Here is a 23,210-nt window from a genome sequence, read left to right as displayed (position 1 = left end):
CGCGGCCGCCGCGCCCTGGTTCACCGCCTCGTCAGCGCGTGGCGCCGAGCGACGCCAGAACCTCCCTCGCCGCCCGCAAGCCGGTTTCCCAGGCGCCGTGCGCCGTGGAAAAGGCTTGGGGGTGCGTCGCCTCTCCCGCGAAGAACAAGCGATCCGCGACCGGCTGCGCCAGCGCCTCGCGGTCTTCCGCCCGGCCGGGCTCGGCGTGGGAGTAGGAGCCGAGCGCGTATGGGTCCTGCCCCCAGGCGGTCTCGCCGAGAACCCGCAGCCGCCGGCCGAGATCCGCGCCGAGCAGCGCCGTCAGTTCCTCCACGGCGAAGGCGCCGGCCGCGCCCTCCCCGGCCTCTTCGAGCGTCCGGGCGTGGCGGCCGCCGAGGAAGCATTCGATGTAGGGCCGCCCGAACGGCCGCAGATGGTAGCTCCCGGTCTCCGCGCGATCGGTGCGTCCGAAGAGGTGCCCGTCCGACGGCAGCGCCTCGACGTCGGCCGCGTCGAGGGCGAGGAACACCTTGTTGGCGAGGCCGAGCGGCAGGCCGGCGGCGAGATCGGCCTTGTCGGAGGCCTCCCGCGGCAGCGAAACGCGTCCGCTGGCGAGATGCGGCGTCGGGACAGCGACGATCGCGCGGCGGGCGTGCAGGGTGCCGCGCGCCGTCTCGATCGCGACGCCCTCGGCCGTCAGCGCGAGATCCGACACGGCGCAGTCGAGAACCGCGCGCGCGCCCGTCGATGCGAGCGCCAGGAGGCCGGCGCCGTAGCCGTCGCGCACCCGCCAGTTGACGCCGGTATCGACGTAGCGGGCATAGTCGATGACCGAGACGCGGTCATATTCGGCGCCGTTGTAATAGGAGCTGACGGCGTCCATCAGCGGGTTCCAGCGACCACCCGGCTCGAAGCAGTCCGCCGCGGAAGCGTCCTCGCCCGTCGCGGCCGCGGCTTCGAGACGCTCCTCGAAGGCGTCGAAGGCGGCCGCGAAGGCCTCCTGCTCGGCCTTGGGGAAGCCGAGGTCGAAACTCTGCCGGGACCAGGCGGGACGGGTGCGGTCGATCGCGAAGCCCGCGGCTTCGACGAGGGGCGCCAGCGGATTGCGGTCGGCCGAGTGGAGCCAGCCGCAGCCCCGGTCGAGCGGCAGGCCTTCGCCGAGCGTCACCGTGTGGGCGCGCCCGCCGAGCCGGTCGCGCGCGTCGAGGAGAATGACGCCGAGGCCGTGGCCCGACAGGGCCCGCGCCGCGCCGAGGCCCGCCGCTCCCGCTCCGATGATCGCGACGTCGCACGTGCCTGCCATGTCATGCCCGTTCCGGCGCCGGAGGAGAAACGAAGCGGCCGGAGGGCACCCGGCTCCGGCCGGCGGAAGATAGCCCCGTCCGCCCCATCAGCAACGGCGGGCGGCGTGTCGCATTGATCCGGGAAAGGGCGCGCCGCACCTATCGAAGCGGCGGCAATGGGGAGCGGGCATGGCGCGCAAGCATCGGGGGTTCGAGGACGGCTGGCCGGGACAGCGCGAGGCGCCGGTTCCCGAGCCCTGCTGGCTCTGCGGACGGCCGCTCGGCAAGCGCGTGGAGTGGCACCACCCCTTCCCCAAGAGCCGCGGCGGGCGCGAGACCGTGCCGGTCCACCCGATCTGCCACCGCACCATCCACGCCTGCTTCACCAATGTCGAGCTCGCCCGCCGCGCCGAGAGCGGCGAGCCCTTGTCGGACGATCCCGAGATGGCGCGCTTCCTCGACTGGATCGCGAGCAAGCCGCCGGACTTCCACGCCCCGACGCGGAAGGTCAGCTCCGGCGAGCCGGCCCCGCGGCGCGGCCGGCGGGGCGGCTAGGCCCTCGCATCCTCCAGGATCATCCGCGCCGCCTTCTCCGCGATCATGATGGTCGGCGAGTTGGTGTTGCCGGAGGTGATGGTCGGCATGACGGAGGCGTCGGCGACGCGCAGGCGCTCGACGCCGCGCAGCCGCAGCCGCGCGTCGAGAACGGCGCCGGCATCGCCCTCCGCGCCCATGCGCACCGTGCCGACGGGGTGGAAGATCGTGGTGCCGAGGTCGCCCGCGGCGCGCAGCAGCTCGGCGTCGGTCGCGACCTCCGGGCCGGGCTTCATCTCCTGCGGGCGATAGGGCGCGAGCGGCGGCTGCTCGACGATCCGGCGCGCCCATTTCAGGCTGTCGACCGCGACCTCGCGGTCCTCCTCGGTCGCGAGGTAGTTCGGCGCGATGACGGGCGGCTCGGCGGCGTCCGCTCCGGTCACGTGGACGCTGCCGCGGCTCGTCGGGCGGAGGTTGCAGACGCTGGCGGTGAAGGCGCCGTAGGGGTGGAGCCCCGAGCCCCAGCTGTCGAGCGAGAGCGGCTGGAAGTGGAATTCGAGGTTGGCCGTGGCGTAGCGCGGCGAGGATTTGACGAAGGCGCCGACCTGGCTCGGCGCCATCGTCAGCGCGCCGCGGCGGCGGAGCGCGTAGTCGACGCCCATCATCGCGCGGCGGAAAAGGTTGGCGTAGTCGGAGTTGAGCGTGCGGATGCCGTCGACGCGATAGATCGGCCGGATCTGCAGGTGGTCCTGGAGGTTCTCGCCGACGCCGGGGCTGTGGTGGACGGTCTCGATGCCGAGGCTGCCCAGGCGCGCGCCGTCGCCGATGCCGGAGCGCTCCAGGATCGCCGGCGAGCCGACCGCGCCGGCGGAGAGGACGATCTCGGCCCGCGCCTTGGCCACCCGCCGCTCGGAGCCGACGTGGTACTCGACGGCGACCGCGCGACCGTTCTCGATGCGCACCCGGTCGACGGTGACGCCCGTCTCGACGTGGAGGTTCGGGCGCTTCAGGGCGGGCTTGAGGAAGCCGCGCGCGGCGCTCCAGCGGCGGCCGTTCCGCTGGTTCACCTGGAAATAGGAGGAGCCCTCGTTGTCGCCGGTGTTGAAGTCGGGGATCTTCGGGACCCCGGCGGCTTCGGCCGCGTCGCGCACGCGGTCGAGGATGTCCCAGGTGACGCGCGGGTGCTCGACGCGCCACTCGCCCCCTGAGCCGTGGAACGCGCTCGGCCCATCCATGTGGTCTTCGAGCGCCTTGAAGACGGGAAGGACGTCGTCCCAGCCCCAGCCGGGAAGCCCCAGCTGGCGCCAGTGGTCGTAGTCGGCGGCCTGCCCGCGCATGTAGATCATGGCGTTGATGGCCGAGGAGCCGCCGAGCACCTTGCCGCGGGGATAGGCGAGGACGCGCCCGTTGAGGCCCGCCTCGGCACTGGTCTTGAACATCCAGTCGGCGCGCGGATTGCCGATGGCGAAGAGATAGCCGACGGGGACGTGGAACCAGATCCAGTTGTCGCGCCCGCCCCCTTCCAGGAGCAGCACGCGATGCCTGGGGTTCGCCGACAGGCGGTTGGCGAGGACGCAGCCGGCGGAGCCCGCCCCCGCAACGATGAAGTCGTATTCCATTTCCACCAAGGGCGCCGTTCGTTCGCGTCTCGTTTGGCCGCGCGATCCGGCGCGGCGACGCGAGCGTAGCGGGCGGACGGGGATGGCTCAAGGAAGGGGATGGGGCGAAATGGCCGGTCGGCGGCGGGGACCGGGATCCCCGCGCAGGGGACGCGCATTCTTGTCCGCTGCGAAGCGCCCCCTTGCCCATCGACGGAAAAAGGCTACTCATTATAGCACCTGAATAGACATTTCGTTTCTTTCCGCCCGGCATCGGGCTGCGTAGCGTTTGATAAACGTTCAACGACGGGACTGAGCGACCATGTCAGACACCATCGACCGGCCTGCATCCGCTTCCGCCGCCTCGCGCTCGCGCGGCGGCCGGGCGGCCCTGCCTGCCGCCGGCCTCTGGCGCGACCTCGCCTGGACGGCCGGCTCCTTCGGGTTGATCCTCACGCTCCTCTTCGGCCTGGCCCCGGGGCAGGCCGAGAGCCATCCGGAGCCGAGGGCGCACACCGCGCTCGCGGCGCTTGCCGACTGATGGCCGCGGCGGGCGGTTTTCGCCTCTGGCTGTCGTGGCTCGGGCAGGCATCCACCGTTTCCGGCGGTCCGCGCAGCCCCGGCGCTGGCGCATCCCTACGCAATTGTCTATATGCGAACTCGATAGAAGGGACGTTCGAGTTCGCGTGCAGGCAGGACGACGATGCTGACGATGAAGGGCAAGTACGGGCTGAAGGCCATGGTGCACCTGGCCGGCGCCCCGGACGGCCGGTTGACGCTGTCGGAGGAGATCGCCCGCTCGCACTCCATCTCGAAGAAGTTCCTGGACGCGATCCTGGGCGAGCTCAGGAATGCCGGCTTCGTTCACGCCCGCAAGGGGCGCGGGGGCGGCTACGCCCTGTCGCGCTCGGCGGCGGACATCCGGGTTGGCCACGTCCTGCGCGTCCTCGACGGGCCACTCGCCCCGATCCCCTGCGCCAGCCGGACCGCCTATCGACGCTGCGACGACTGCCGGGACGAGGAAGCCTGCGCGGTGCGCCTCGTGATGCTGGAAGTGCGCAACGCCATCTCGGCGGTGCTCGACAATCGCACGCTCGCGGAACTCGCGGCCATGCCGGGTCTCCTGGACGAGGATTCGCAGTCCCGGGAACTCGCGCTGAACGCCTGATCCCGGCATCCGCGGGAGGCCGGTCGTGAGCGCCGGCCGCGTCGTGATCGTCGGCGGAGGCGCGAGCGGGATCATCCTCGCCGCCCGCCTTCTCGGCGAGACCGGTGGACGGTTGCGCGTCGCCATCATCGAGCCGCGCGAGGCGATCGGCGCCGGCCTCGCTTATTCCACCGACGAGCCCGCCCACCTCCTCAACACGCGCGCGGGCTCGATGAGCGCCTATCCCGAGGACCCCGACCATTTCTGGCGCTGGCTCCTCCAGAGCGGCGCGGCGGCGGATCTCGACTGCTCCGATCCCTTCTGCTTCGTGTCGCGCCGGCTCTACCGGCGCTATCTCGCCGACCTCGTCGCGCCCTGGCTGCCGGAGCTCGGCGGCGACGGGCGGCTGCAATGGATCCAGGCAAGCGCCGTCGATGTGTCGGAGACCGCGACGGGCGTCGCGGTGGTTCTCGATGACGGGCGGACCGAGATCGGCCAGGCGGCGGTGCTGGCCACCGGCCACGCGGTTCCCGCGGCCGGCGCGAGCGCGCCCTATGGAAGCTGCTGGTCCTCGCCGGCCGAACTCGGCGTCAATGAAACGGACGACGTCCTGATCCTCGGCACCGGGCTCTCGATGATCGACACGGTGGTGGCGCTGTCGCGCGCCAAGCACCGCGGGCGCATCCTGGCGCTGTCGCGCCACGGGCTCCTGCCGCAGGTCCACCGCCGCTCGCATCCCTTGAAGCTCGACGCCGCCGATATCCCCTTCGGCACCCAGACCTCCTTCCTGCTGCACTGGCTGCGCGACACGGTGCGCTGGGCGGCGAGTGAGGGACGCGACTGGCGCGACGTCGTCGACGCGCTTCGCCCGCACACGCAGACCCTCTGGCAGGCCCTGCCGCTGAGCGCCAAGACGCGCTTCATCCGCCACGCCCGCACCTATTGGGAGGTGCACCGCCACCGCATGCCGCCGGAAGCCGAGCAGTCGATCCGGGCGGCCGTGGCGACCGAACGGCTGGCGATCCGCGCCGGCCGCCTCCTCGGCGTCGAGGCGGGCGAGGACGGGCGCAAGGCGGCGCGCATCCGACTGCGCGGGGGCGCGGAGGAGGTGCGCGGCTTCCACCACGTCCTCGACGGCACGGGGATCCTGCGCGACCCGGCGGCGGACGCGTCGAGCCTCGCCGGCCGGCTCGTGTCGCGCGGGCTCGCGCGCACCGATCCGCTGCGGCTCGGGCTCGACGTCGACGCAAGCTGCGCGCTCATCAACGGGGACGGACAGGCCTCACCGCGGATCTTCGCCGTCGGGCCGCTCACCAAGGCGCGGTTCTGGGAGATCACGGCGATCCCCGACATCCGCGTGCAGTGCGCGAGCCTCGCCCAGACGGTGGCCGCCCGCATTGCCACGCCGGGACCGACGCGCGAGGTCGCAGCCGTGGTTTGACCGCGGCGGGGAGAGGCGTATTCCGGGGGCACGAAGTCCGCCAGACGAGGCCGTTCCCCATGAGCACTCCCTCCCCCGCCGCCCCGCCGCGCCTTGCCAGCCACATCGCCGGCGCCTACCGGCCGAACCCGCAGCTCGCGACCTTCCGGACGATCAACCCGGCGACGGGCGCTGTTCTCGCCGAGATCGAGACCGCCGGCGAGGCCGAGGTCGAGGCGGCGGTCGCGGCGGCCAAGGCCGCGCAGCCGGCCTGGGGCGCGATGACGGGTACGGAGCGCGGGCGAATCCTCAAGCGCGTCGCCGACCTCCTTCGCGCGCGCAACGACGAGCTGGCGCTGATCGAGACGCGCGACACCGGCAAGCCGGTGCAGGAGACCCGCGTCGTCGACGTGATCTCGGGGGCCGACTGCATCGAATACTTCGCCGGGCTCGCGGCTTCGCTGGTCGGCGAGCACGTGGACCTCGGCCCGTCCGCCTTCGGCTACACCCGACGCGAGCCGCTGGGAATCGTCGCGGGGATCGGGGCCTGGAACTATCCCCTCCAGATCGCCTGTTGGAAGGCCGCGCCCGCGCTCGCCGCGGGCAACGCGATGATCTTCAAGCCGGCCGAGCTGACGCCGCTGACCGCCCTCAAGCTCGCCGAGATCATGGCCGAAGCCGGCGTTCCGGCCGGCATCTTCAGCGTCGTCCAGGGCGCCGCCGAGACCGGGCGGCTGCTCTCGCGCCACCCGGCTATCGCCAAGATCTCGCTGACCGGGGAGGTCGGCACCGGCCGCAAGGTGATGGCGGACGCGGCAAGCACGCTGAAGCAGGTGACGCTGGAGCTCGGCGGCAAGTCGCCGCTGATCGTCTTTTCCGACGCCAACCTCGACGACGCGGTCGGCGGGGCGATGCTCGCCAACTTCTATTCCGCGGGCGAGGTCTGCTCGAACGGCACGCGCGTCTTCGTCGAGAGAACCGTGCGCGACGCCTTTCTGGAAAAGCTCGCCGCGCGCACCCGCGCCATGCGGATCGGCAATCCCGAGGACGAGGCGACGCAGGTCGGCGCGCTGATCTCGCGCGAGCACATGGAGAAGGTGCTCTCCTACATCGAGGCGGGCAAGGCGGAAGGCGCCAAGATACTCGTCGGCGGCGCGCGGGCGGCCGAGGGAAGCGGCGGCTTCTTCGTCGAGCCGACGGTGTTCGACGGCTGCTCGGACGGAATGCGCATCGTGCGCGAGGAGATCTTCGGCCCGGTGATGACGGTGCTCTCCTTCGAAACCGAGGAGGAGGTGATCGCCCGCGCCAACGATACGGAATTCGGCCTCGCCGGGGGCGTCTTCACGCGCGACCTCGCCCGGGCGCACCGAGTCGTGGCGCGGCTCGAAGCCGGCACGACCTGGATCAACACCTACAACATCACCCCCATCGAGCTGCCCTTCGGCGGCGCCAAGCAGTCCGGCCTCGGCCGCGAGAACGGCCGCGCGGCGCTCGACGCACACACGCAGGTGAAGAGCGTCTACGTGAACCTCGGGAGCGTCGACGCGCCGTATTGAGGAAAAACGGCAGCGACGAGCTCACTTCTCCCGCCGGCGGGAGAAGGTGCCGGCAGGCGGATGAGGGTGGTTCGTGAAGGACGCGGCGCAAGTTCTTCGCTTGGCCACTTCGCGGCCGACACCCTCATCCGGCGCGTCGCGCCCCCTCTTCCACAGGCGGACGCGGGAAGCAGCGCCGCGTTCTGATCGGCCGCGGCATTGTGACTCGGCAATGGTCAGGCGGGGAACGTGTGGAATCCCGGCGGATTCGGTTCTTCATGCCTCAGACACGCGCTCCCTCGCCCGGCGAAGGCCGATTGTTCGAATCACCGCCGGCGCCCGCGGAGCCGCGGGCCCGGCCGAAGCGGGTGGTCGCGAGGGCCGTGGCGGCGGCGGACCCGGCGCTCGCCGCCAAGGCGATGGTCGTCCATGAGCGGCTGTGCGCCGCGTACGGCTGCCCGATCGCCTATTTCCACAACCTCGATCCCTTGAGCGAGCTGGTCTCCTCGCTCCTGTCGCACCGGACGCGCAACGCCGACTCGGGGCGGGCCTTCAAGCGGCTGCGGGAGCGCTTTCCCGATTGGGCCGACATGATCGCGGCGCCGACGGACGAGGTCGAGGCGTTGATCGAGGGGGTGCGCTGGCCGGAGCTGAAGGCGCCGCGCCTCCAGGAGATCCTGGCGGCGGTGCGGGACCGGACGGGCGGACTGTCGCTCGACTTTCTCGGGAGCATGAGCGTGCCGGAGGCGCGGGCTTGGCTGGAAGAGATCCCCGGCGTCGGGCCGAAGACGAGCGCGGCGGTCCTGTCCTTCTCGACGCTCCGGATGCCGGCGCTGCCGGTGGACAGCCACCATCACCGCGTCGCGCAGCGGCTGGGGCTGGTGGGACCGCGCGTGGACGTCGGGCCGGCGCACCCGATCCTGCGGGCGCAGCTGCCGGAGGACTGGAGCGCGCAGGACATCTACGACAACCACGAGGTGCTGATGATCCATGGACAGAAGGTCTGCCACTTCCGCCGGCCGGCCTGCGGTGCCTGCGTGCTGGCGGACATCTGCCCGAGCGCGTTCCGCGTCGCCTGACCCCTATTCCTCCACGGCGAGGACGGCGAGGCAATCGCCGGGTTGAACGAGGCCGGGGAAGTGGCGGGCGGCCAGAAGTCCGTCCATCCGCGCCCTGAACTCGGCCGGTGCGGCTCCGGTGCGCAGGACCGGGTGGACGCGGGCGATAAGGTCGCCCGAGCGCACCGCGTCGCCGAGATCGACGGCGGGCTCGACGAGGCCTTCGACATCCGAAAAGGTGAAGCAGGCGTCCGAGGGCATGGCGAGCCAGCGGGTGGGCTCGTCCGGCTTTTCGACTGCGCCGGACAGGATGCCGGCATGGCGCAGGAGGTTGGCGGCGCCGCGCCTGGCGATGGCGATGGTGCGCGCCGTGGCCGTGCCGCCGCCGCCGAGCTCGGTGGTGACGAAGACCTTGCCCATCTCCTCGGCCGCCGTGTCGAGCATGCCGACGGCGTCGATCTCCAGCATCCGCATCGAGAAGGGCGCACCGAAGGCCTCGACGGCAGCGAAGCTTGACGCCTCCTGGCGCTTGTCGGGCAGGATGTGGGCGGCGGCGAAGGGCAGGAAGTCGAGCGTCCTGCCGCCCGAATGGAAGTCGAGGACGATGTCGGCCAGCGGCAGCAGGTGGCGCTGGACGTAGTCGGCGATCTTCTGCGTGACCGTGCCGTCCGGGCGCCCGGGAAAGGTCCGGTTGAGGTTGCCCTTGTCGATCGGCGACGTTCGCGTGCCGGCGCGGAAGGCTGGATAGTTGAGCGCGGGAACGATGATCACGCGGCCGGAGACAGCCGCGGGATCGAGCGTGCGGGCGAGGTCGAAAAGCGCGGCCGGGCCTTCGTACTCGTCGCCGTGATTGCCGCCGGTGAGGAGCGCGGTCGGCCCCTCGCCGTTCGTCACCACCGTGATCGGGATCATCACCGCGCCCCAGGCGGAATCGTCGCGGCTGTGGGGCAGGCGCAGGTGGCCGTGGGAGACGCCCTCGGCCTCGAAGTCGATCGTCGGCGAGATGGGGGACGGGCGCATGGCGGCCTCAGTCCTTGACGAGGAGCTTGCGGGGAACGTCGGCCAGGAGCTCGTAGCCGGTCTCGGTGATCACCAGGGATTCGGTGATCTCCAGGCCCATGTTCTCCAGCCACAGCCCGGTCATGAAGTGGAAGGCCATGCCGGGGCGCAGCTGCGTGCGCTCGCCGGGACGGAGCGACATGGTGCGCTCGCCCCAGTCCGGCGGATAGGACAGGCCGATCGAGTAGCCGGTGCGGCTGTCCTTCACGATGCCATAGCGCTTGAGGACGGCGTAGTAGGCGTTGGCGATGTCCTCGCAGGTGTTGCCCGGGCGCGCGGCGGACAGGCCCGCCTCCATGCCCTCCAGCGTGGCCTGCTCCGCGTCGAGGAAGGCCTGCGTCGGCTTCCCCAGGAAGACGGTGCGCGAGAGCGGGCAGTGGTAGCGCTTGTGAACGCCGGCGATCTCGAAGAACGTCCCCTCCCCGGCCTTCATCGGCTTGTCGTCCCAGGTGAGGTGCGGGGCCGCGGCATCCGCGCCCGAGGGCAGCATCGGCACGATCGCGGGATAGTCGCCGCCATGGCCGCCGACGCCGCGGATGCCGGCGTCGTAGATCTCGGCGACGAGGTCGCACTTCCGCATGCCGGGCTCGATGACGGCGGCGATGCGCTCGTGCATGGCCGTCACGATGCGGCCGGCAATGCGCATGTAGTCGAGCTCGGCCGGGCTTTTGACCGCGCGCTGCCAGTTGACGAGGCCGGCGGCGTCGAGGATGCGGGCGTTGGGCAGGCCCGCCTGGATCGCGCGGTAGGCGGCGGCGGAGAACCAGTAATTGTCCATCTCCAGCCCAAGCGTCAGCCGGTCCCAGCCGCGGCCGGCGACGACGTCGCAGAGGACGTCCATCGGGTGGCGCTCGGTGGATTGGACGTAGTGATCGGCATAGCCGACGATGTCGGCCTCGCCGAGCCAGGCGGTGCGCTTGGCCCCTTCCGCGTCCATGCCGCGGCCGAACCAGACGGGATCGCCGTCCGGGCCGACGAGGACGCCCTGGTGGACGTAGAAGCTCCAGCCGTCGTAACCGGTCAGCCAGGCCATGTTGGAGGGATCGGAGACGAAGAGGAGCTCGATCCCCTTCTCCTCCATGGCCTCGCGGGTGCGGGCGAGCCGCGCCGCGTACTCGTCCCGCGAAAAGTTCAGAACCGGCTCCGCCATGCCGCATGCTCCTTGGTGCTCAGCGAGGCGAAGGATGCGACGGGAGGCGCCGGCTCGGCAAGCCGGCCTTAACGCCGCCGCGGTTGCGGGCGTGACTGGCGGAAACGGCGAACCGATTCGCCGCTGCGGAGCCAGGGGGAGCACGGGACGATGACGCATCCGAAGACGAGGGGGCGCCGCGTGGCGCTGGCTCTGGCGGCCGTCCTGGCGGCGGGCGTCGTTCTGCCTGCGTGGGCCGCCGAGCCCGGAGCGATCAAGCGGGTGACGCTGTCCTCCGGGGGGCTCGCGGAGCTGATGCGCACGCTGCCCGTCGCGAGGGGCGGCGAGGTGTCCTTCGAGGTGCCCATCGAGCAGGTCGACGACGTGCTGAAGAGCCTCGTGGTGATCGGCGGCGCGGCGCGCGTGTCGTCCTTCAGCCTGGGCGGCGCGGCGCCGGTGGAGGAAACCTTCCGGCGCATGCCCTTCTCGGCCGAGGACCTCACGGGCCTGCCGAGCCTCCTCGGCCGGCTCGGGGGCGTGGCGGTGGAGGTGAAGGGCGCCGGCGCGCCGCTGTCGGGCACGGTTCTCGGCGTATCGACCCGCCAAGGCGCGGACGGAGCGCAGACCCCGGTTCTCGCCGTGGTCGCGGACACCGGCGAGGTCACCGACGTGCCCCTGGCGCCGGGCGTCCTCGTGCGCATCCTCGACGACGGCGTGCGCGCCAAGATCGCCGAAGCCTCCGCGGCGCTCGGCCGCGCCAAGGCCGAGGGCTCGCGCACCATCACCCTGAAGCTCGACGGGCCGGCCGGGGGCACGGCCGACATCGCCTACGTCGTCGCCGCGCCGCTCTGGAAATCCGCCTATCGCGTCGTCGCGGACGGCGCGACCGGCACCGCGCGGCTGCAGGCCTGGGCGGTCCTGGAGAACGCGACCGGCGAGACGTGGGACGACGTCGCTCTGACGCTGGTCTCGGGCGCGCCGGTGACGCTGCGCCAGCGCCTGTTCGAGCGCTACTGGCGCGAGCGGCCGGACGTGCCGGTGGACGTCGCGGGCGTCGCCGAGCCGCGGCCCGACGAGGGCGCGATGGGCGCCGGGGGATCAGCGCGGGCCGCCAAGGAGTCGCGCGGGCGGCTCGTCGACATGGAGGCGGCCCCGCCGCCGATGGCGCTCGCCGCTCCCGCGCCCATGGCCGAGATGGCCTATGCGGACGTCGCGGACGTCCAGGCAGCGACGGGCTCCGAGGGCGACCTCGCGGCGACCTTCGCGATCGACGCGCCGGTGGACCTCGCAGCCGGCGACACGCTGTCGGTGCCGATCCTCGACGCGAGCGTCGAGGCGGAGCGCGTCGCGCTGTTCCAGGCGGGCGCGACGGGACCGCACCCCTTGGCCGCGCTCAGGCTCGTCAACGGGACCGGCGCGAGCCTGCCGCCGGGGATCCTCACGATCTTCGACGCGGCGGACGGGCATCTCGGCGACGCGCAGCTCCTCGGCTCGGCGCCGGGCGAGTCGCGGCTCGTGTCCTTCGCGCTCGACCGCAAGGTGCGCATCCTGCGCGAGGAAGAGCCGCTGCGCTCGCTCGTTCGCGTGAAGAGCGTGGACGGCGCGCTCTCGGCCGAGTTCCGCTCGCGCATCCGCACGACCTACCGGATCGAGGGAGCCGCCGACGGGCCGCGCAAGGCCGTGGTCGAGCACGCGAAGCGGCCGGGCTGGGACTTTTCCGGCGCCACGGTCGAGGGCGAGACCGAAACGGTGAGGCGCCTGACGGCCGACGTGCCCGCGGGCGGGTCGGCGCTGATCGAGGCGGTGGACGAGCGGCTGGACGAGGAGGTCATCGCGCTCGACGATGCCGAGCCCGACCTGGTGCTCTCCTGGGCCTCCGAGCTGAGCGACCCGGCGCAGAAGGCGGCCCTGTCCGACTTGGCGAGCGCGCGCCGCGAGATCGCGAACATCGAGGCGCGCATCGAGGAAGCGGACGCGCGGCGCGACGCGATCGCGGACGAGCAGGCGCGCATCCGCGCCAACCTCGCCGCGGTGCCGGAGGGCAGCGCCCTCGCCCGCGGCTATCTCGACGACCTCACCGCGCAGGAAGCGGAGCTCGACGCCATCCGCGCGGCGCGTCCCGACCTCGACGCGCGGCTGCGGGCGCAGCGCGAGGCCGCGGCGGAAGCCTTGCGCCGGCTATAGAAGCGGCGGCTCCTGCCCTTGAAGGGCGGGGCCCCGGCCCTCATGTCCCGGCGCCCGCCAGAGGCGGCACGAACAACCGCACCGGACCCGACGTCATGACCGACCAAGCCCCCCGCATTCCCTTCAGCGACGGCCGCGCCATTCCGCAGCTCGGCCTCGGCGTCTGGCGCACGCCCGACGACGTGGCTGTCACGGCCGTCGCGGCGGCCCTCGAAGCAGGCTATCGCCACGTCGACACGGCGGCGGTCTACGAGAACGAGCGGGGCGTCGGCGAAGGCCTGCGGCGGGCCGGCCTGCCGCGCGGCGACGTCTTCGTCACCACCAAGCTGTGGAACGAGGACCAGGGGTACGATTCGACGCTGCGCGCCTTCGACAAGAGCCTGGAACGGCTCGGGCTCGATCACGTCGACCTCTACCTCATCCACTGGGCCTCGCCCTGGCGCGGGCTCTTCGTCGACACGTGGCGCGCCTTTATCCGGCTGCGCGAGGAAGGTCGCGTCACCTCGATCGGGGTGTCGAACTTCGAGGCCGAGCATCTCGATCGCCTGATCGAGGAAACGGGCGTCGCGCCGGTGATCAACCAGATCGAGCTGCATCCGCGCTTCCAGCAGCGCGCGCTGCGCGAGGCCAATGCCGCGCGCGGGATCGTGACGGAATCCTGGAGCCCGCTCGGGCAAGGGCAGCTCCTCGCCGACCCCGTGGTGGCGCGCGTCGCCGCCAAGCACGGCAAGACGCCGGCCCAGACGATCATCCGCTGGCACATCGACAACGGCCTCGTGGTGATCCCGAAGTCGGTGACGCCGAGCCGCATCGTCGAGAACGCCGCCGTCTTCGACTTCCGTCTGGACGAGGACGACATGCGCGCCCTGGCCGGCCTCGACTCGCGGGACGGGCGCATCGGCTCGAACCCGATGACCGCGACCTTCTGAAAACGCGCGGGAGCGGACGGATCCGTTATCCGCGCCCGTCCGCTTCCAGGAAGATCGCGACGAGATCGGAGGCGTTGCGCGCCTCCATCTTGTCCATGAGGTTGGCCCGGTGGACTTCGACGGTGCGGGGGCTGAGCCCGAGTTCGTGGGCGATGATCTTGTTGGGCTTGCCGGCCGCGATGCGCTCCAGCACTTGCCGCTCGCGCGGGGTCAGGCGACGCAGGCGCTCGCCGAGAGCGCCCTTCCGGCGCGCCCGCTCGCTGTCGGCCGTTCCCTGTTCCAGCCCCTTGCTGAGGACGGCGAGCAGAGCCCCCTCCTCGAAGGGCTTCTCGATGAAGTCCATCGCGCCCCCCTTCATGGCGCGAACCGCCATGGCGACGTCGGCATGGCCCGTCATCACCACGAAGGGCATGGCGATGCCGCGGGCGCGCAGCGCCTGCAGGAGCTCGATCCCGTCCATGCCGGGCATGCGCACGTCGCACAGGACGCAGCCCGCCGCGTCCGGCTCCAGGACGTCGAGGAAGCCCTGCGCCGATTCGTAGATCCGCGCCGGGATGTCGCTGGCCGCGAGCAGGAAGGCGATCGACCGGCGCACGGCCTTGTCGTCGTCGATGACGTGGACCACCGCCTCACCGGACATCGGCGACCCCGCCGGTGCGCGCGCGGCGCAAGGTGAAGCGGAAGATCGTGCCGGCCGGCGGGTTCGGTTCGGCAGCGATGTGGCCGCCATGCGCCTCGACGATGGTGCGGCAGATCGAGAGGCCGACCCCCATGCCCTCGCGCTTGGTGGTGACGAAGGGCTGGAAAAGGTTGGAAGCGACGCTCGGCAGAAGGCCGGGCCCGGTATCGGCCACGACGATCTCGACGAGGTTGCCGGGTGCGGGGAGCGTCGTGATGGTCAGCTCTCGGCGCACCGCTCCCTCCATCGCCTCGACGGCATTGCGCAGGAGGTTGAGGAGGACCTGCTGGATCTGGATGCGGTCGACGAAGACGGTCGGCACTTCCGGGTCGAGCCGGAAGGCGACCCGCACGCCCTTTTCCTTGGCCCCGACGAGCGCCAGGGCGCTCGCCTCCTCCACGAGCCGCGACAGGCTCTCCGGCTCGCGCCGGCTCTCGCCGCGCGACACGAACTCGCGCAGCGATCGGATGATGCGGCCGGCGCGCATCGCCTGGGCCGCGGCCTCCTCGACGGCCTCGGCGACGAGGCGGCCTTCCGCCCCCGGCAGGTTCTCGAGGAGGCGCGAGCAGCCGCGCATGTAGTTCGAGATCGCCGTCAGCGGCTGGTTCAGCTCGTGCGCGAGCGCCGAGGCCATCTCGCCGAGCGCGGTGTAGCGCGACATGTGCAGGAGCTCGCCCTGGATCTTGCGCATGCGCTCCTCGGCCTTCCGGTTCTCGGTGAGGTCGCGGATGAAGCCGATGAAGGAGCGGGTACCGGCCGTGCGCACCTCGCCGACCGAAAGCTCCATGGGAAAGGTCGAGCCGTCGTGGCGCTGGCCGAAAACGACGCGTCCCACCCCGATGACGCGGCGCTCGCCGGTCGCCTCGTAGCGGGCGAGGTAGCCGTCATGGGCGCTGCGATAGGGTTCGGGCATCAGGGCGCGAACGTTCCGGCCGATCATGGCGCCGGCCGGGTAGCCGAAGAGGCGCTCGGCGGCCTTGGAGAAGGACTGGATGCCGCCCGCCTCGTCGATCACCACCATGGCGTCGGGCACGGTCTCCAGGATCGAGCGCAGGTGCTCCTCGCCGACCTTGCGCTCGTGGATGTCCTCGGTCGAGCCGTACCATTTCAGGATGCAGCAGTTCTCGTCGAAGCGGGCGAAGGCCCGCGAATGCATCCAACGGTAGCCTCCGTCGAGCATCCGGACGCGGTGCTCCACGGCGTAGGGCTCGCCGCTGTGGACGCAGACCAGCCAAGCGTCGGCCGTTCGCTTGAGGTCGTCGGGATGGATCGCATCGGCCCAGCTGGTGCCGGTGCCGGGCGTTCCCGTCCATTCGCGCCAGCGCTCCGCGACGCGGTCGAGCCGGCCGTCGGGCGTGGCCGTCCAGGCGACCTGCGGGTTCAGCTCGGCGGCGTAGCGGTAGTTCTCCTCGCTTTCGACGAGGCGCCTCTTCACCTCGCTGCGCTGGCGCATCGACATGACCTGCGCTGTCGTGTCGGTGCAGACGCAGAGGAGGCCTCCCACCGCGCCGCCGCTCTCGCGCACGGGGCTGTAGGAAAAGGCGTAGTGCCGCTCCTCGAAGCCCGCGCCGCGATCGATCGTCAGCGCGATGTCGTCCATGGAAATCGCCTCTCCGGCGAAGACGCGATCCACCATCGGGCTGAGGCTGTCGCGCAGCTCCGTCCACACCTCGAAGAAGGGACGGCCGAGGGCATAGGGGTGCCTCGCGCCGATGATCTGCGCATGCGCGGCGTTGTAGAGAAACGATCGCTCGGCGCCCCAGAGCAGGAACATCGGCTGGCTGGCGGCGAGAACGGTGGAGGCGAGCACCCGGGCCTCCACCGGCCAGTCCTCGAAGGGGCCGAGAGCGCTGCTCGACCAGTCCAGCGCAGCGATGCGCTCCACCTGGTCGAAAGGCGGCGGCTCGGTGACGAAAGGAATGCCGCGCCGCTCTCCGCGCTCGGCGATGAGACTGTTCAAACCCGCCATTCGCGCATGCTGCCGTTGGGATCCCAGAATTTAAGACAAACATACAGATTATGCTTTCCACCGGCTACAAGCCCATGGGACGTGCCCGCTCGCAGAAATCTCGCGCAGAACGAGTGTCGGAATGGCCGAAACGACGGTGCAGGCGGCCGATCGGCACAACCATGGAGTTCAGACGAGCGGGAGCGGCTCAGTACAACCACGGAATCTACAAGCGTTCCTCGATCCGCTAGCATGTGTTCGATCCGACCCGGAACGCCTGCGATGCCGACGCATCCTCCAAAGGCCTGCCGCGGCGGAACTCGACTTTTCAGGATCCAGGCCCCGTGACATCGACATCCAGGCTTCCGGGCAGCGAACTCTACTTCCTCCTAAGCGACGCGGCCCGCCTCAGCCATCAGGCGATCGAGCAGACCATGCAGCGCTCGGGCGTGCGGCTGACGCCGGCCGAGCTGCGCGCGCTCGTCACCGTCGCCAACCACGACGGCTCGCGGCAGAAGACCCTGGCCGGCCACATCGGCATCGAGCCGATGACGCTGTCGAGCATCATGGAGCGCCTCGAAACGCTCGGCCTGATCACCCGGACCCAGGACCCGACGGACCGCCGCGCCAAGATCATCCGCCTGACTGCCAGCGCGCAGGGTTTGTTCGAAGCGCTCTCGCAGCGCTCGACCGAGCTGTTCGAGACCGTCATCGCCGGCGTCGAGCCCGATCGCGTCGCGGGCGCCCTCGAAGTGCTGACGGCCCTGCGCCGCAACCTGCATACCGGGTTCGCCGCCGATGCGCCGGTCGCCGCGACCCTGCAGGCGGCCTGATCGCGGAGCAAGGCGGCCGGACGGTTGCGTCGGAGGCGATCCGGCCCTATCTGCGGCGCCGATGAGCGACAGCGCCCTCAAGCCCAAGACCGTGGTCAAGCCGAAGACGGAGCGCCCGAAGCTCCACAAGGTGATCCTCGTCAACGACGACTACACGCCGCGCGGCTTCGTGGTGACGATCCTTCAGGGCGAGTTCCGCTTGAGCGAGGACCAGGCCAACCGCGTGATGATCACCGCGCACCAGAAGGGCTCCTGCGTCGTGTCGGTGTTTCCGCGCGACGTCGCCGAGACCAAGGCGGCGCGGGCGACCGATGCGGGCCGGGCCAAAGGCTATCCCTTGATGTTCACGACGGAGCCCGAGGAGTAAGAAGCGGGCCGGCTCGACAGCTTCGCCTCCAGGGTGTCATTGGAACGCTTGTGTTTCGTCCCGCAGGAGATGGTTCTTGTCCGCCCCCACCTACTTCGCCCCGATCGGCGGCCATCCCGCCCAGACCGAGCTTCTGACCGATCGCGCCGTCTTCACCGAGGCCTACGCGGTCATTCCGCGCCGGGTGATGCGCGACATCGTCACGAGCTACCTTCCCTTCTGGACGAAGACGCGGCTCTGGGTGATCGCCCGCCCGCTGACGGGCTTCGCCGAGACCTTCTCGCAATACGTCATGGAGGTGGAGCCGGGCGGCGGCAGCGAGGCGCCGGAGAGCGACCCGGCGGCGCAGGGCGCGCTCTTCGTCATGGAAGGGCGCTTGACCGTGACGATCGAGGGCAGGCCCCACGCGCTCGTTCCCGGCGGCTTCGCCTATCTCCCGGCGGGCTGCCGCTGGACGCTGCGCAACGACGGGGATGCGCCGGCGCGCTTCCACTGGATCCGCAAGATCTACGAGGGGGTACCGGGCATCGAGAAGCCGGAGGCCTTCGTCGCCAACGAGACGGAGATCGCCCCGACGCCGATGCCGGGCACCGAGGGGCGCTGGGCGACGACGCGCTTCGTCGACCCGGCGGACCTGCGCCACGACATGCACGTCACCATCGTCACCTTCGAGCCGGGCGGCGTCATTCCGTTCTGCGAGACGCACGTGATGGAGCACGGGCTCTACGTTCTGGAAGGCAAGGCGGTCTACCGGCTGAACCGCGACTGGGTCGAGGTCGAGGCGGGCGACTTCATGTGGCTGCGCGCCTTCTGCCCGCAGGCCTGCTACGCAGGCGGTCCCGGCCGCTTCCGCTACCTCCTCTACAAGGACGTCAACCGCCACATGCCGCTGCGCCTCGGCCAGCGCGGCTGATCAGGTCCCCAGCTGGAAGCGCTCGAAGCGGCCGAGGGCCTCGTCCACGGCCGCGCGTTCCGGCGCCGGGAGCGGATCGCCGAAGTCGGTTCGCTGCTGGATGAGAAGGCGGCGGTTCGCGCGGTCGGTCTTCATGTCGATAGCGGCGACGACGCGGTCGCCGACGAGGACGGGCAGCGCGAAGTAGCCGAAGGCGCGCTTCTCCTTCGGCAGATAGGCCTCGAAGCGGTGGTCGTAGCCGAAGAACAGCGCCAGGCGCTTTCGCTGGATGATCAGGGGATCGAAGGGAGACAGGACGTGGACGACGGGCGCGATCCCCGCGGACGCGGCGTCGAGGGCTGCCGGCTCGGCCCAGTGGGATACGCGTTCGCCGCCCTCGATCGACACGGGCACGAGGCGGCGGCGGGCGACGCGCGCGTCGATGCGCTCCTGCATCGGTCCCTTCAGGCGCGGGGCGAGATGACAGATCGAGTCGAGCGAGACGAGACCTTGCGCGCGCAGCGCCCGGTCCAGCATGTAGTCGAGAACCTGCGCCTCGGTCGGCGCGCGGGGGCGGACCTCCCAGCCGAAATGCCGCTCGGCGAGCTCGTAGGTCTTGAGCATCCCCGACCGCGCGGAGATCGTCAGGCGGCCCTCGTAGAAGAGCTGCTGGAGGGCGCGCTTGGAGGGCTTGCGGCTCGCCCAAGGGTGATTCTTCTCTTCCAGAACGTCGTCTTCGATGTCGCGGATCGTCAGCGCCCCCTCCTCGCGCACGCGCTTGAGGACCCTGGCGCGCTCGGCCGGCGTCACCGTTCCGAACCAGTTGGACGGGCTCTCCTTGCGCCGCCGCATCTCGGGCAGGAAGAAGCGCAGGTCCCGGACCGGCACGTAGGAGAGCGCGTGCGTCCAGTATTCGAAGACCGACTTGTGCGTGCTCTGCGCGGCCTCCAGGTCGGCTCGGGCGTAAGCCGGGATGCGCGACCAGAGAATGTGGTGGTGGCAGCGCTCGACGACGTTGATCGTGTCGATCTGGACGTAGCCGAGATGCTCGGCCGCCGCCTGCACGGCGCTCGGCCCCGCGCCGAAAGGCTCGGCGACGTCGAGGCGCTGGGCGGCGAGCCAGATGCGGCGGGCGCGGGCTTTGGACAGGAGATGCGGGAGCTGGCGGCGGATCGCGGCGGGCATGGACGAGGATATAACGGTCGACCGCCGCCCGGCCAAGGCGTCCCGGCCGGCGCTGCGACTTGCCGGCGTGCGTCCCCGTCTCAGTTCTAGGGCAACGGAACCGGTGGGGAGCTGCGCCATGCAGGAGATGGGCGACAAGGAGCTGGACTGGCTGCGCCACGCGATCGGCCTTGCGCGGCAAGCCCGCGCGCGCGGCGACCATCCGTTCGGCGCGGTGCTCCTCGGACCGGAGGGCGAGCTTCTCCTGGAGGCCATGAACAGCTGCGGCACGGAAGGCGACCGCACGGGACACGCCGAACGCAACCTGATGAGCGAGGCGACCAAGCGCTTCGACGCGGACTTCATGAAGCGCCGCACCATGGTGACGAGCGCCGAACCCTGCGCCATGTGCGCGGGCGCCGCCTATTGGGCGGGGCTGGGCCGGGTCGTCTACGGCCTGTCGGAGCAGGCGCTGAAGGACCTCATCGGTCCGCATCCGGAGAACCTGACCATGGACCTGCCCTGCCGCGACGTCTTCGCCGCCGGGCAGCGGGATATCGAGGTCCGCGGCCCGCTGCTTGAAAGCGAGGCCGCCGGCGTCCACGAGGGCTTCTGGCGATAGAAGCGCGCGCCGTCAGTGGGCGATCAGCACCGGCAGGTTGGTCTGGTGGATGATGTGGCGCGTCGCACCCCCGAAGATCATCTGGCGCAGGCGGCTCTGGGTGTAGGCGCCCTTCAGCACGAGGTCGGCGCCGAAGGCATGGGCGTGGTCGAGGACGGCCTCGCCGGGCGAGCGGTTCATCGGCCGCGTCACCGCCTCGGCCTCGATGCCGTTTCGCTGCAGGCTCGCGGCGAGGCGCGCACCGCTCGGCCCTTCCACCGCCCAGCCCTCGACGGACAGGACGAGGACGCGCTCGGCGCGCTGGAGGAAGGGCATGCCGAGGGCCACCGTGCGGGCGGTCTCGGTGCTGCCGTTCCAGGCGATGACGATCGTGCCCCCGATGCTGCGGGGCACCGACGGGGGCGCGAGGAGGATCGGCCGGCCGCTGTTGAACAGCGCCGTCTCGACGGTGGCGGTGCGCACCGGGTCGCCGCTGGCGCTGGGCCGGCCGAGGACGATCAGGTCGAAGAGGCGGCCGAAGCTGCCGAGCTGGAGGTCGGTGACGAGCTGGTCGTTGGACCAGCCGAAGGCGCCCTCCTCGCCCGCCGCCTCGCCGGCATGGAGCCCCGCCTCGGCCATGAAGCGGGTGAAGCCCGAGCGGGCGGCCTGGACGAGGTCGCGCCGCGCCTCGGGATCGAGCGTGGGGACGGCCACCGTGAACTCGGCGGCGAGGACGTCGGGCACTTCGGGCGCGATGGCGACGCCCTCGACATGGCCGCCGAACAGGCCGGCGACGAGGCGCGCAGCTTCCAGCGAGGGCCGCATGGCGCCGTCCGGATTGCAGGGAACGAGAAGGTTCTTCATCGCGTCCATCCCATGGCCTCCGCCCGGCTCGTCACGGACGCCGCGAGGGTGAGGATGCGCCGGGCGCGGGACGGCGTCAATCGCAGGGGTCGCGTCGCGCGAAAAGGGACGGGACAAGCTGGCGGCGCCTTCGGCGAGCTCGATCGGCCCGAGAGCCTGTCACCGACCCGGAACGGGCGCCGTGCTGGCCATGCTCCGCGACAGGCTCTAGAAGGCGCGCATGGATGTGCCGCCTGTCGATCGCTTGTTTTCCAAGGCCTTGAAGAGCCCGGCTGACCTCGTCGAAGCGGGGCTCGCGCCGCCGGAACGGCTGGCGGCGCTGGAGCGGGTGGCGGAGCGCTACGCCGTGTCGATCACGCCGGCGATGGCCGAGCTCGTCGAAGCCGCGGATGACGGGATCGGGCGGCAGTTCCTGCCGACCGAGGCCGAGCTCGACGCGCGACCGGAGGAACGGGCCGATCCGATCGGCGACGCCGCGCACGCGCCCGTGCCGGGCATCGTCCACCGCTACCCCGACCGCGTGCTCCTGAAGCCGCTCCACGTCTGCCCGGTCTATTGCCGCTTCTGCTTCCGCCGCGAGGTCGTCGGGCCGGAGGGCGCGGGAAGCCTCAGCGAAGCCGAGCTCGACGCGGCGCTCGCCTATATCGGCGCACGCGACGAGATCTGGGAGGTGGTGGTGACGGGGGGCGACCCGTTTCTCCTGTCGCCGCGCCGGCTGGCGCGCATGGCCGAGGCGCTCGGCGCGATGGGCCACGTGCGGGTGCTGCGCTTCCACACGCGCGTCCCTGTGGTCGATCCGGAGCGCGTCGACGAGCGCCTCGTTTCGGCGCTGAAGCGGTTCGGCGGAGCGGTGTTCGTCGCGCTCCACGCCAACCATCCGCGCGAATTCACGGTGCAGTCAAAGGCGGCGGTGGCTCGGCTCGTGGATGCGGGGATCCCGATGGTCAGCCAGAGCGTGCTCCTGAAGGGCGTCAACGACGCGCCGGAGGTTCTGGCGCAGCTGATGCGGACCTTCGTCGAGAACCGGATCAAGCCCTACTACCTGCATCAGGGCGACCTCGCGCCCGGCACAGCGCAGTTCCGCACGACGCTCAGCGAAGGTCAGGCGCTGATGCGGGGCCTGCGGGGCCGCGTGTCGGGGCTCGGCCAGCCGACCTACGTCCTCGACATTCCCGGCGGGCACGGCAAGGTGCCCGTCGGGCCGACCTATCTCGGCGGCGACGAGAACGGCGGCTGGCGCGTCGCGGACCCGAACGGGCGCGAGCACGCCTATCCGCCGAAGACGTGAGGCGTCAGCCTCAGGCGTCGAGCACCGTCTTTTCCGCGACGGTCGAGTCCGCGTTCAGGCGGTAGATGATGGGCACGCCGGTGGCGAGCTCGCGGGCGACGATCTCCTCGCCGGTCAGGCCTTCGAGCGCCATGACGAGGGCGCGCAGCGAATTGCCGTGGGCGGCGACGACGACCGTTTCGCCGCGCAGGACGTGCGGCTGGATGCGGTGGATGTAGTAGGGCCAGACGCGCGCGCCGGTGTCGCGCAGCGACTCGCCGCCGGGAGGCGGCACGTCGTAGGAGCGGCGCCAGATATGGACCTGGTCCTCGCCCCACTTGGCGCGGGCGTCGTCCTTGTTGAGGCCCGACAGGTCGCCGTAGTCGCGCTCGTTCAGCGCCGCGTCGCGGATCGTCTCGAGGTCCGTCTGGCCCTGCTCCTCCAGGAGCAGCGACAGCGTGCGCTGGGCGCGCGACAGGACGCTGGTGAAGGCGATGTCGAAGGTGAGGCCGGCCGCCTTGAGGCGCTGGCCGGCCGCGCGCGCCTCGGCGACGCCCGTTTCCGTCAGGTCCGGATCACGCCAGCCGGTGAAGAGGTTCTTGAGGTTCCATTCGCTCTGGCCGTGGCGGACGAGGACGAGGGTGCGGGACATCGGCTGGGCTCGCTGCTGGGATCGGACGGGTGGAGGGGGTGGAACTCGCTCGCCGCCCGGTAGCACGGGCGCCGCGGCGCGCCAAGCG

The 23,210-nt window shown here is 71.3% G+C and carries 22 protein-coding genes; 13 read left to right on the top strand and 9 right to left on the bottom strand.

Going from position 1 to position 23,210, the window contains the following annotated elements; all coding sequences use genetic code 11:
- Positions 1-31: 31 nt before the first annotated feature.
- Positions 32-1,282: a flavin monoamine oxidase family protein gene (locus tag FZN60_RS24935; RefSeq protein ID WP_158876355.1), complete on the bottom strand. Its 1,251-nt coding sequence runs from the start codon at positions 1,280-1,282 to the stop codon at positions 32-34.
- Positions 1,283-1,451: 169 nt separating this feature from the next.
- On the opposite strand from FZN60_RS24935, the gene FZN60_RS24930 reads away from it, so the two are divergent.
- The gene (locus FZN60_RS24930; RefSeq protein ID WP_246727164.1) at positions 1,452-1,817 is read left to right on the top strand and encodes a hypothetical protein; all 366 of its coding nucleotides are present in this window, start codon (positions 1,452-1,454) and stop codon (positions 1,815-1,817) included.
- Here FZN60_RS24930 and FZN60_RS24925 read toward each other — a convergent pair.
- Positions 1,814-3,415 carry a GMC family oxidoreductase gene (locus FZN60_RS24925; protein WP_158876417.1) on the bottom strand — a complete coding sequence of 534 codons (1,602 nt, stop codon included), beginning with the start codon at positions 3,413-3,415 and terminating at the stop codon, positions 1,814-1,816. The genes FZN60_RS24930 and FZN60_RS24925 overlap by 4 nt on opposite strands.
- 301 nt (positions 3,416-3,716) lie before the next feature.
- On the opposite strand from FZN60_RS24925, the gene FZN60_RS24920 reads away from it, so the two are divergent.
- The 5 genes from FZN60_RS24920 to FZN60_RS24900 all read left to right on the top strand — a co-directional run bounded on the left by FZN60_RS24920 (position 3,717) and on the right by FZN60_RS24900 (position 8,575).
- Entirely contained in the window at positions 3,717-3,935 is a 219-nt protein-coding gene (locus tag FZN60_RS24920) for a hypothetical protein (RefSeq protein WP_158876353.1), read from the top strand.
- Positions 3,936-4,097: 162 nt separating this feature from the next.
- Positions 4,098-4,562, top strand: a complete 465-nt coding sequence (locus tag FZN60_RS24915) for an RrF2 family transcriptional regulator (protein ID WP_158876351.1) — start codon at positions 4,098-4,100, stop codon at positions 4,560-4,562.
- A gap of 25 nt (positions 4,563-4,587) precedes the next feature.
- A complete protein-coding gene (locus FZN60_RS24910) occupies positions 4,588-5,982 on the top strand; it encodes an FAD/NAD(P)-binding protein (RefSeq protein ID WP_158876349.1) in 1,395 nt (464 codons plus the stop codon).
- A 59-nt stretch (positions 5,983-6,041) separates the two neighbouring features.
- Complete coding sequence (betB, locus tag FZN60_RS24905; protein WP_158876347.1) at positions 6,042-7,517, top strand: betaine-aldehyde dehydrogenase; 1,476 nt, start codon at positions 6,042-6,044, stop codon at positions 7,515-7,517.
- 398 nt (positions 7,518-7,915) lie between these two features.
- Positions 7,916-8,575 (top strand): endonuclease III domain-containing protein, encoded by a 660-nt coding sequence (locus FZN60_RS24900; protein WP_158876415.1) that lies wholly within the window; start codon positions 7,916-7,918, stop codon positions 8,573-8,575.
- Positions 8,576-8,578: 3 nt separating this feature from the next.
- On the opposite strand, the gene doeB is transcribed toward FZN60_RS24900, so the two are convergent.
- Together doeB and doeA are read right to left on the bottom strand one after the other, a co-directional pair.
- The gene (doeB, locus tag FZN60_RS24895) at positions 8,579-9,574 is read right to left on the bottom strand and encodes a N(2)-acetyl-L-2,4-diaminobutanoate deacetylase DoeB (RefSeq protein WP_158876345.1); all 996 of its coding nucleotides are present in this window, start codon (positions 9,572-9,574) and stop codon (positions 8,579-8,581) included.
- A gap of 7 nt (positions 9,575-9,581) precedes the next feature.
- Positions 9,582-10,763, bottom strand: a complete 1,182-nt coding sequence (doeA, locus tag FZN60_RS24890) for an ectoine hydrolase DoeA (protein WP_158876343.1) — start codon at positions 10,761-10,763, stop codon at positions 9,582-9,584.
- Positions 10,764-10,913: 150 nt separating this feature from the next.
- On the opposite strand from doeA, the gene FZN60_RS24885 reads away from it, so the two are divergent.
- Both FZN60_RS24885 and FZN60_RS24880 read left to right on the top strand, forming a co-directional pair.
- Positions 10,914-12,926, top strand: coding sequence for a DUF4139 domain-containing protein (locus FZN60_RS24885; RefSeq protein WP_158876341.1), 2,013 nt, complete (start codon positions 10,914-10,916; stop codon positions 12,924-12,926).
- Positions 12,927-13,021: 95 nt separating this feature from the next.
- Entirely contained in the window at positions 13,022-13,855 is an 834-nt protein-coding gene (locus FZN60_RS24880; protein ID WP_158876339.1) for an aldo/keto reductase, read from the top strand.
- A 25-nt stretch (positions 13,856-13,880) separates the two neighbouring features.
- On the opposite strand, the gene fixJ is transcribed toward FZN60_RS24880, so the two are convergent.
- Positions 13,881-14,495 carry a response regulator FixJ gene (gene fixJ, locus FZN60_RS24875; protein ID WP_158876337.1) on the bottom strand — a complete coding sequence of 205 codons (615 nt, stop codon included), beginning with the start codon at positions 14,493-14,495 and terminating at the stop codon, positions 13,881-13,883.
- Entirely contained in the window at positions 14,485-16,494 is a 2,010-nt protein-coding gene (locus FZN60_RS24870) for a PAS domain-containing sensor histidine kinase (protein ID WP_158876335.1), read from the bottom strand. The genes fixJ and FZN60_RS24870 overlap by 11 nt, the downstream gene beginning before the upstream one ends.
- Positions 16,495-16,826: 332 nt before the next feature.
- Between FZN60_RS24870 and FZN60_RS24865 the strand changes: the two genes are divergently transcribed.
- The 3 genes from FZN60_RS24865 (at position 16,827) to FZN60_RS24855 (ending at position 18,595) form a co-directional block, all read left to right on the top strand.
- A complete protein-coding gene (locus tag FZN60_RS24865; protein ID WP_158876333.1) occupies positions 16,827-17,315 on the top strand; it encodes a MarR family winged helix-turn-helix transcriptional regulator in 489 nt (162 codons plus the stop codon).
- Between the two features lie 61 nt (positions 17,316-17,376).
- Positions 17,377-17,682: an ATP-dependent Clp protease adapter ClpS gene (clpS, locus tag FZN60_RS24860; RefSeq protein WP_158876331.1), complete on the top strand. Its 306-nt coding sequence runs from the start codon at positions 17,377-17,379 to the stop codon at positions 17,680-17,682.
- 76 nt (positions 17,683-17,758) lie between these two features.
- Positions 17,759-18,595 carry a bifunctional allantoicase/(S)-ureidoglycine aminohydrolase gene (locus FZN60_RS24855; RefSeq protein WP_158876329.1) on the top strand — a complete coding sequence of 279 codons (837 nt, stop codon included), beginning with the start codon at positions 17,759-17,761 and terminating at the stop codon, positions 18,593-18,595.
- Here the strand turns inward: FZN60_RS24855 and FZN60_RS24850 are convergent, their stop codons facing one another.
- The gene (locus tag FZN60_RS24850; protein WP_158876327.1) at positions 18,596-19,759 is read right to left on the bottom strand and encodes a winged helix-turn-helix domain-containing protein; all 1,164 of its coding nucleotides are present in this window, start codon (positions 19,757-19,759) and stop codon (positions 18,596-18,598) included.
- A gap of 118 nt (positions 19,760-19,877) precedes the next feature.
- Here FZN60_RS24850 and FZN60_RS24845 point away from each other — a divergent pair, with 118 nt between their 5' ends.
- Complete coding sequence (locus FZN60_RS24845; RefSeq protein ID WP_199266649.1) at positions 19,878-20,360, top strand: nucleoside deaminase; 483 nt, start codon at positions 19,878-19,880, stop codon at positions 20,358-20,360.
- A gap of 12 nt (positions 20,361-20,372) precedes the next feature.
- Here FZN60_RS24845 and FZN60_RS24840 read toward each other — a convergent pair whose 3' ends face one another.
- Positions 20,373-21,212, bottom strand: a complete 840-nt coding sequence (locus FZN60_RS24840) for a universal stress protein (RefSeq protein ID WP_246727159.1) — start codon at positions 21,210-21,212, stop codon at positions 20,373-20,375.
- A gap of 211 nt (positions 21,213-21,423) precedes the next feature.
- Between FZN60_RS24840 and FZN60_RS24835 the strand changes: the two genes are divergently transcribed.
- Positions 21,424-22,491: a lysine-2,3-aminomutase-like protein gene (locus FZN60_RS24835; RefSeq protein WP_199266648.1), complete on the top strand. Its 1,068-nt coding sequence runs from the start codon at positions 21,424-21,426 to the stop codon at positions 22,489-22,491.
- 10 nt (positions 22,492-22,501) lie between these two features.
- On the opposite strand, the gene FZN60_RS24830 is transcribed toward FZN60_RS24835, so the two are convergent.
- Positions 22,502-23,122 carry a 2,3-bisphosphoglycerate-dependent phosphoglycerate mutase gene (locus FZN60_RS24830; protein WP_158876325.1) on the bottom strand — a complete coding sequence of 207 codons (621 nt, stop codon included), beginning with the start codon at positions 23,120-23,122 and terminating at the stop codon, positions 22,502-22,504.
- Positions 23,123-23,210 lie beyond the last annotated feature (88 nt).

The sequence above is a fragment of the Antarcticirhabdus aurantiaca genome (assembly GCF_009765365.1).
In the GTDB taxonomy this organism is placed as follows: domain Bacteria; phylum Pseudomonadota; class Alphaproteobacteria; order Rhizobiales; family Rhizobiaceae; genus Antarcticirhabdus; species Antarcticirhabdus aurantiaca.
The sequence above is the reverse complement of the archived record's forward strand: the minus strand, read 5'-3'. Positions and strand labels throughout refer to the sequence as shown.

Bases quoted from the DNA above. Each gene is read 5' to 3' on its own strand.
- FZN60_RS24935 (WP_158876355.1), bottom strand. From the start codon at position 1,282: ATGGCAGGCACGTGCGACGTCGCGATCATCGGAGCGGGAGCGGCGGGC.
- FZN60_RS24930 (WP_246727164.1), top strand. From the start codon at position 1,452: ATGGCGCGCAAGCATCGGGGGTTCGAGGACGGCTGGCCGGGACAGCGC.
- FZN60_RS24925 (WP_158876417.1), bottom strand. From the start codon at position 3,415: ATGGAATACGACTTCATCGTTGCGGGGGCGGGCTCCGCCGGCTGCGTC.
- FZN60_RS24920 (WP_158876353.1), top strand. From the start codon at position 3,717: ATGTCAGACACCATCGACCGGCCTGCATCCGCTTCCGCCGCCTCGCGC.
- FZN60_RS24915 (WP_158876351.1), top strand. From the start codon at position 4,098: ATGCTGACGATGAAGGGCAAGTACGGGCTGAAGGCCATGGTGCACCTG.
- betB (WP_158876347.1), top strand. From the start codon at position 6,042: ATGAGCACTCCCTCCCCCGCCGCCCCGCCGCGCCTTGCCAGCCACATC.
- FZN60_RS24900 (WP_158876415.1), top strand. From the start codon at position 7,916: ATGGTCGTCCATGAGCGGCTGTGCGCCGCGTACGGCTGCCCGATCGCC.
- doeB (WP_158876345.1), bottom strand. From the start codon at position 9,574: ATGCGCCCGTCCCCCATCTCGCCGACGATCGACTTCGAGGCCGAGGGC.
- doeA (WP_158876343.1), bottom strand. From the start codon at position 10,763: ATGGCGGAGCCGGTTCTGAACTTTTCGCGGGACGAGTACGCGGCGCGG.
- FZN60_RS24885 (WP_158876341.1), top strand. From the start codon at position 10,914: ATGACGCATCCGAAGACGAGGGGGCGCCGCGTGGCGCTGGCTCTGGCG.
- FZN60_RS24880 (WP_158876339.1), top strand. From the start codon at position 13,022: ATGACCGACCAAGCCCCCCGCATTCCCTTCAGCGACGGCCGCGCCATT.
- fixJ (WP_158876337.1), bottom strand. From the start codon at position 14,495: ATGTCCGGTGAGGCGGTGGTCCACGTCATCGACGACGACAAGGCCGTG.
- clpS (WP_158876331.1), top strand. From the start codon at position 17,377: ATGAGCGACAGCGCCCTCAAGCCCAAGACCGTGGTCAAGCCGAAGACG.
- FZN60_RS24850 (WP_158876327.1), bottom strand. From the start codon at position 19,759: ATGCCCGCCGCGATCCGCCGCCAGCTCCCGCATCTCCTGTCCAAAGCC.
- FZN60_RS24845 (WP_199266649.1), top strand. From the start codon at position 19,878: ATGCAGGAGATGGGCGACAAGGAGCTGGACTGGCTGCGCCACGCGATC.
- FZN60_RS24840 (WP_246727159.1), bottom strand. From the start codon at position 21,212: ATGGACGCGATGAAGAACCTTCTCGTTCCCTGCAATCCGGACGGCGCC.
- FZN60_RS24835 (WP_199266648.1), top strand. From the start codon at position 21,424: ATGGATGTGCCGCCTGTCGATCGCTTGTTTTCCAAGGCCTTGAAGAGC.
- FZN60_RS24830 (WP_158876325.1), bottom strand. From the start codon at position 23,122: ATGTCCCGCACCCTCGTCCTCGTCCGCCACGGCCAGAGCGAATGGAAC.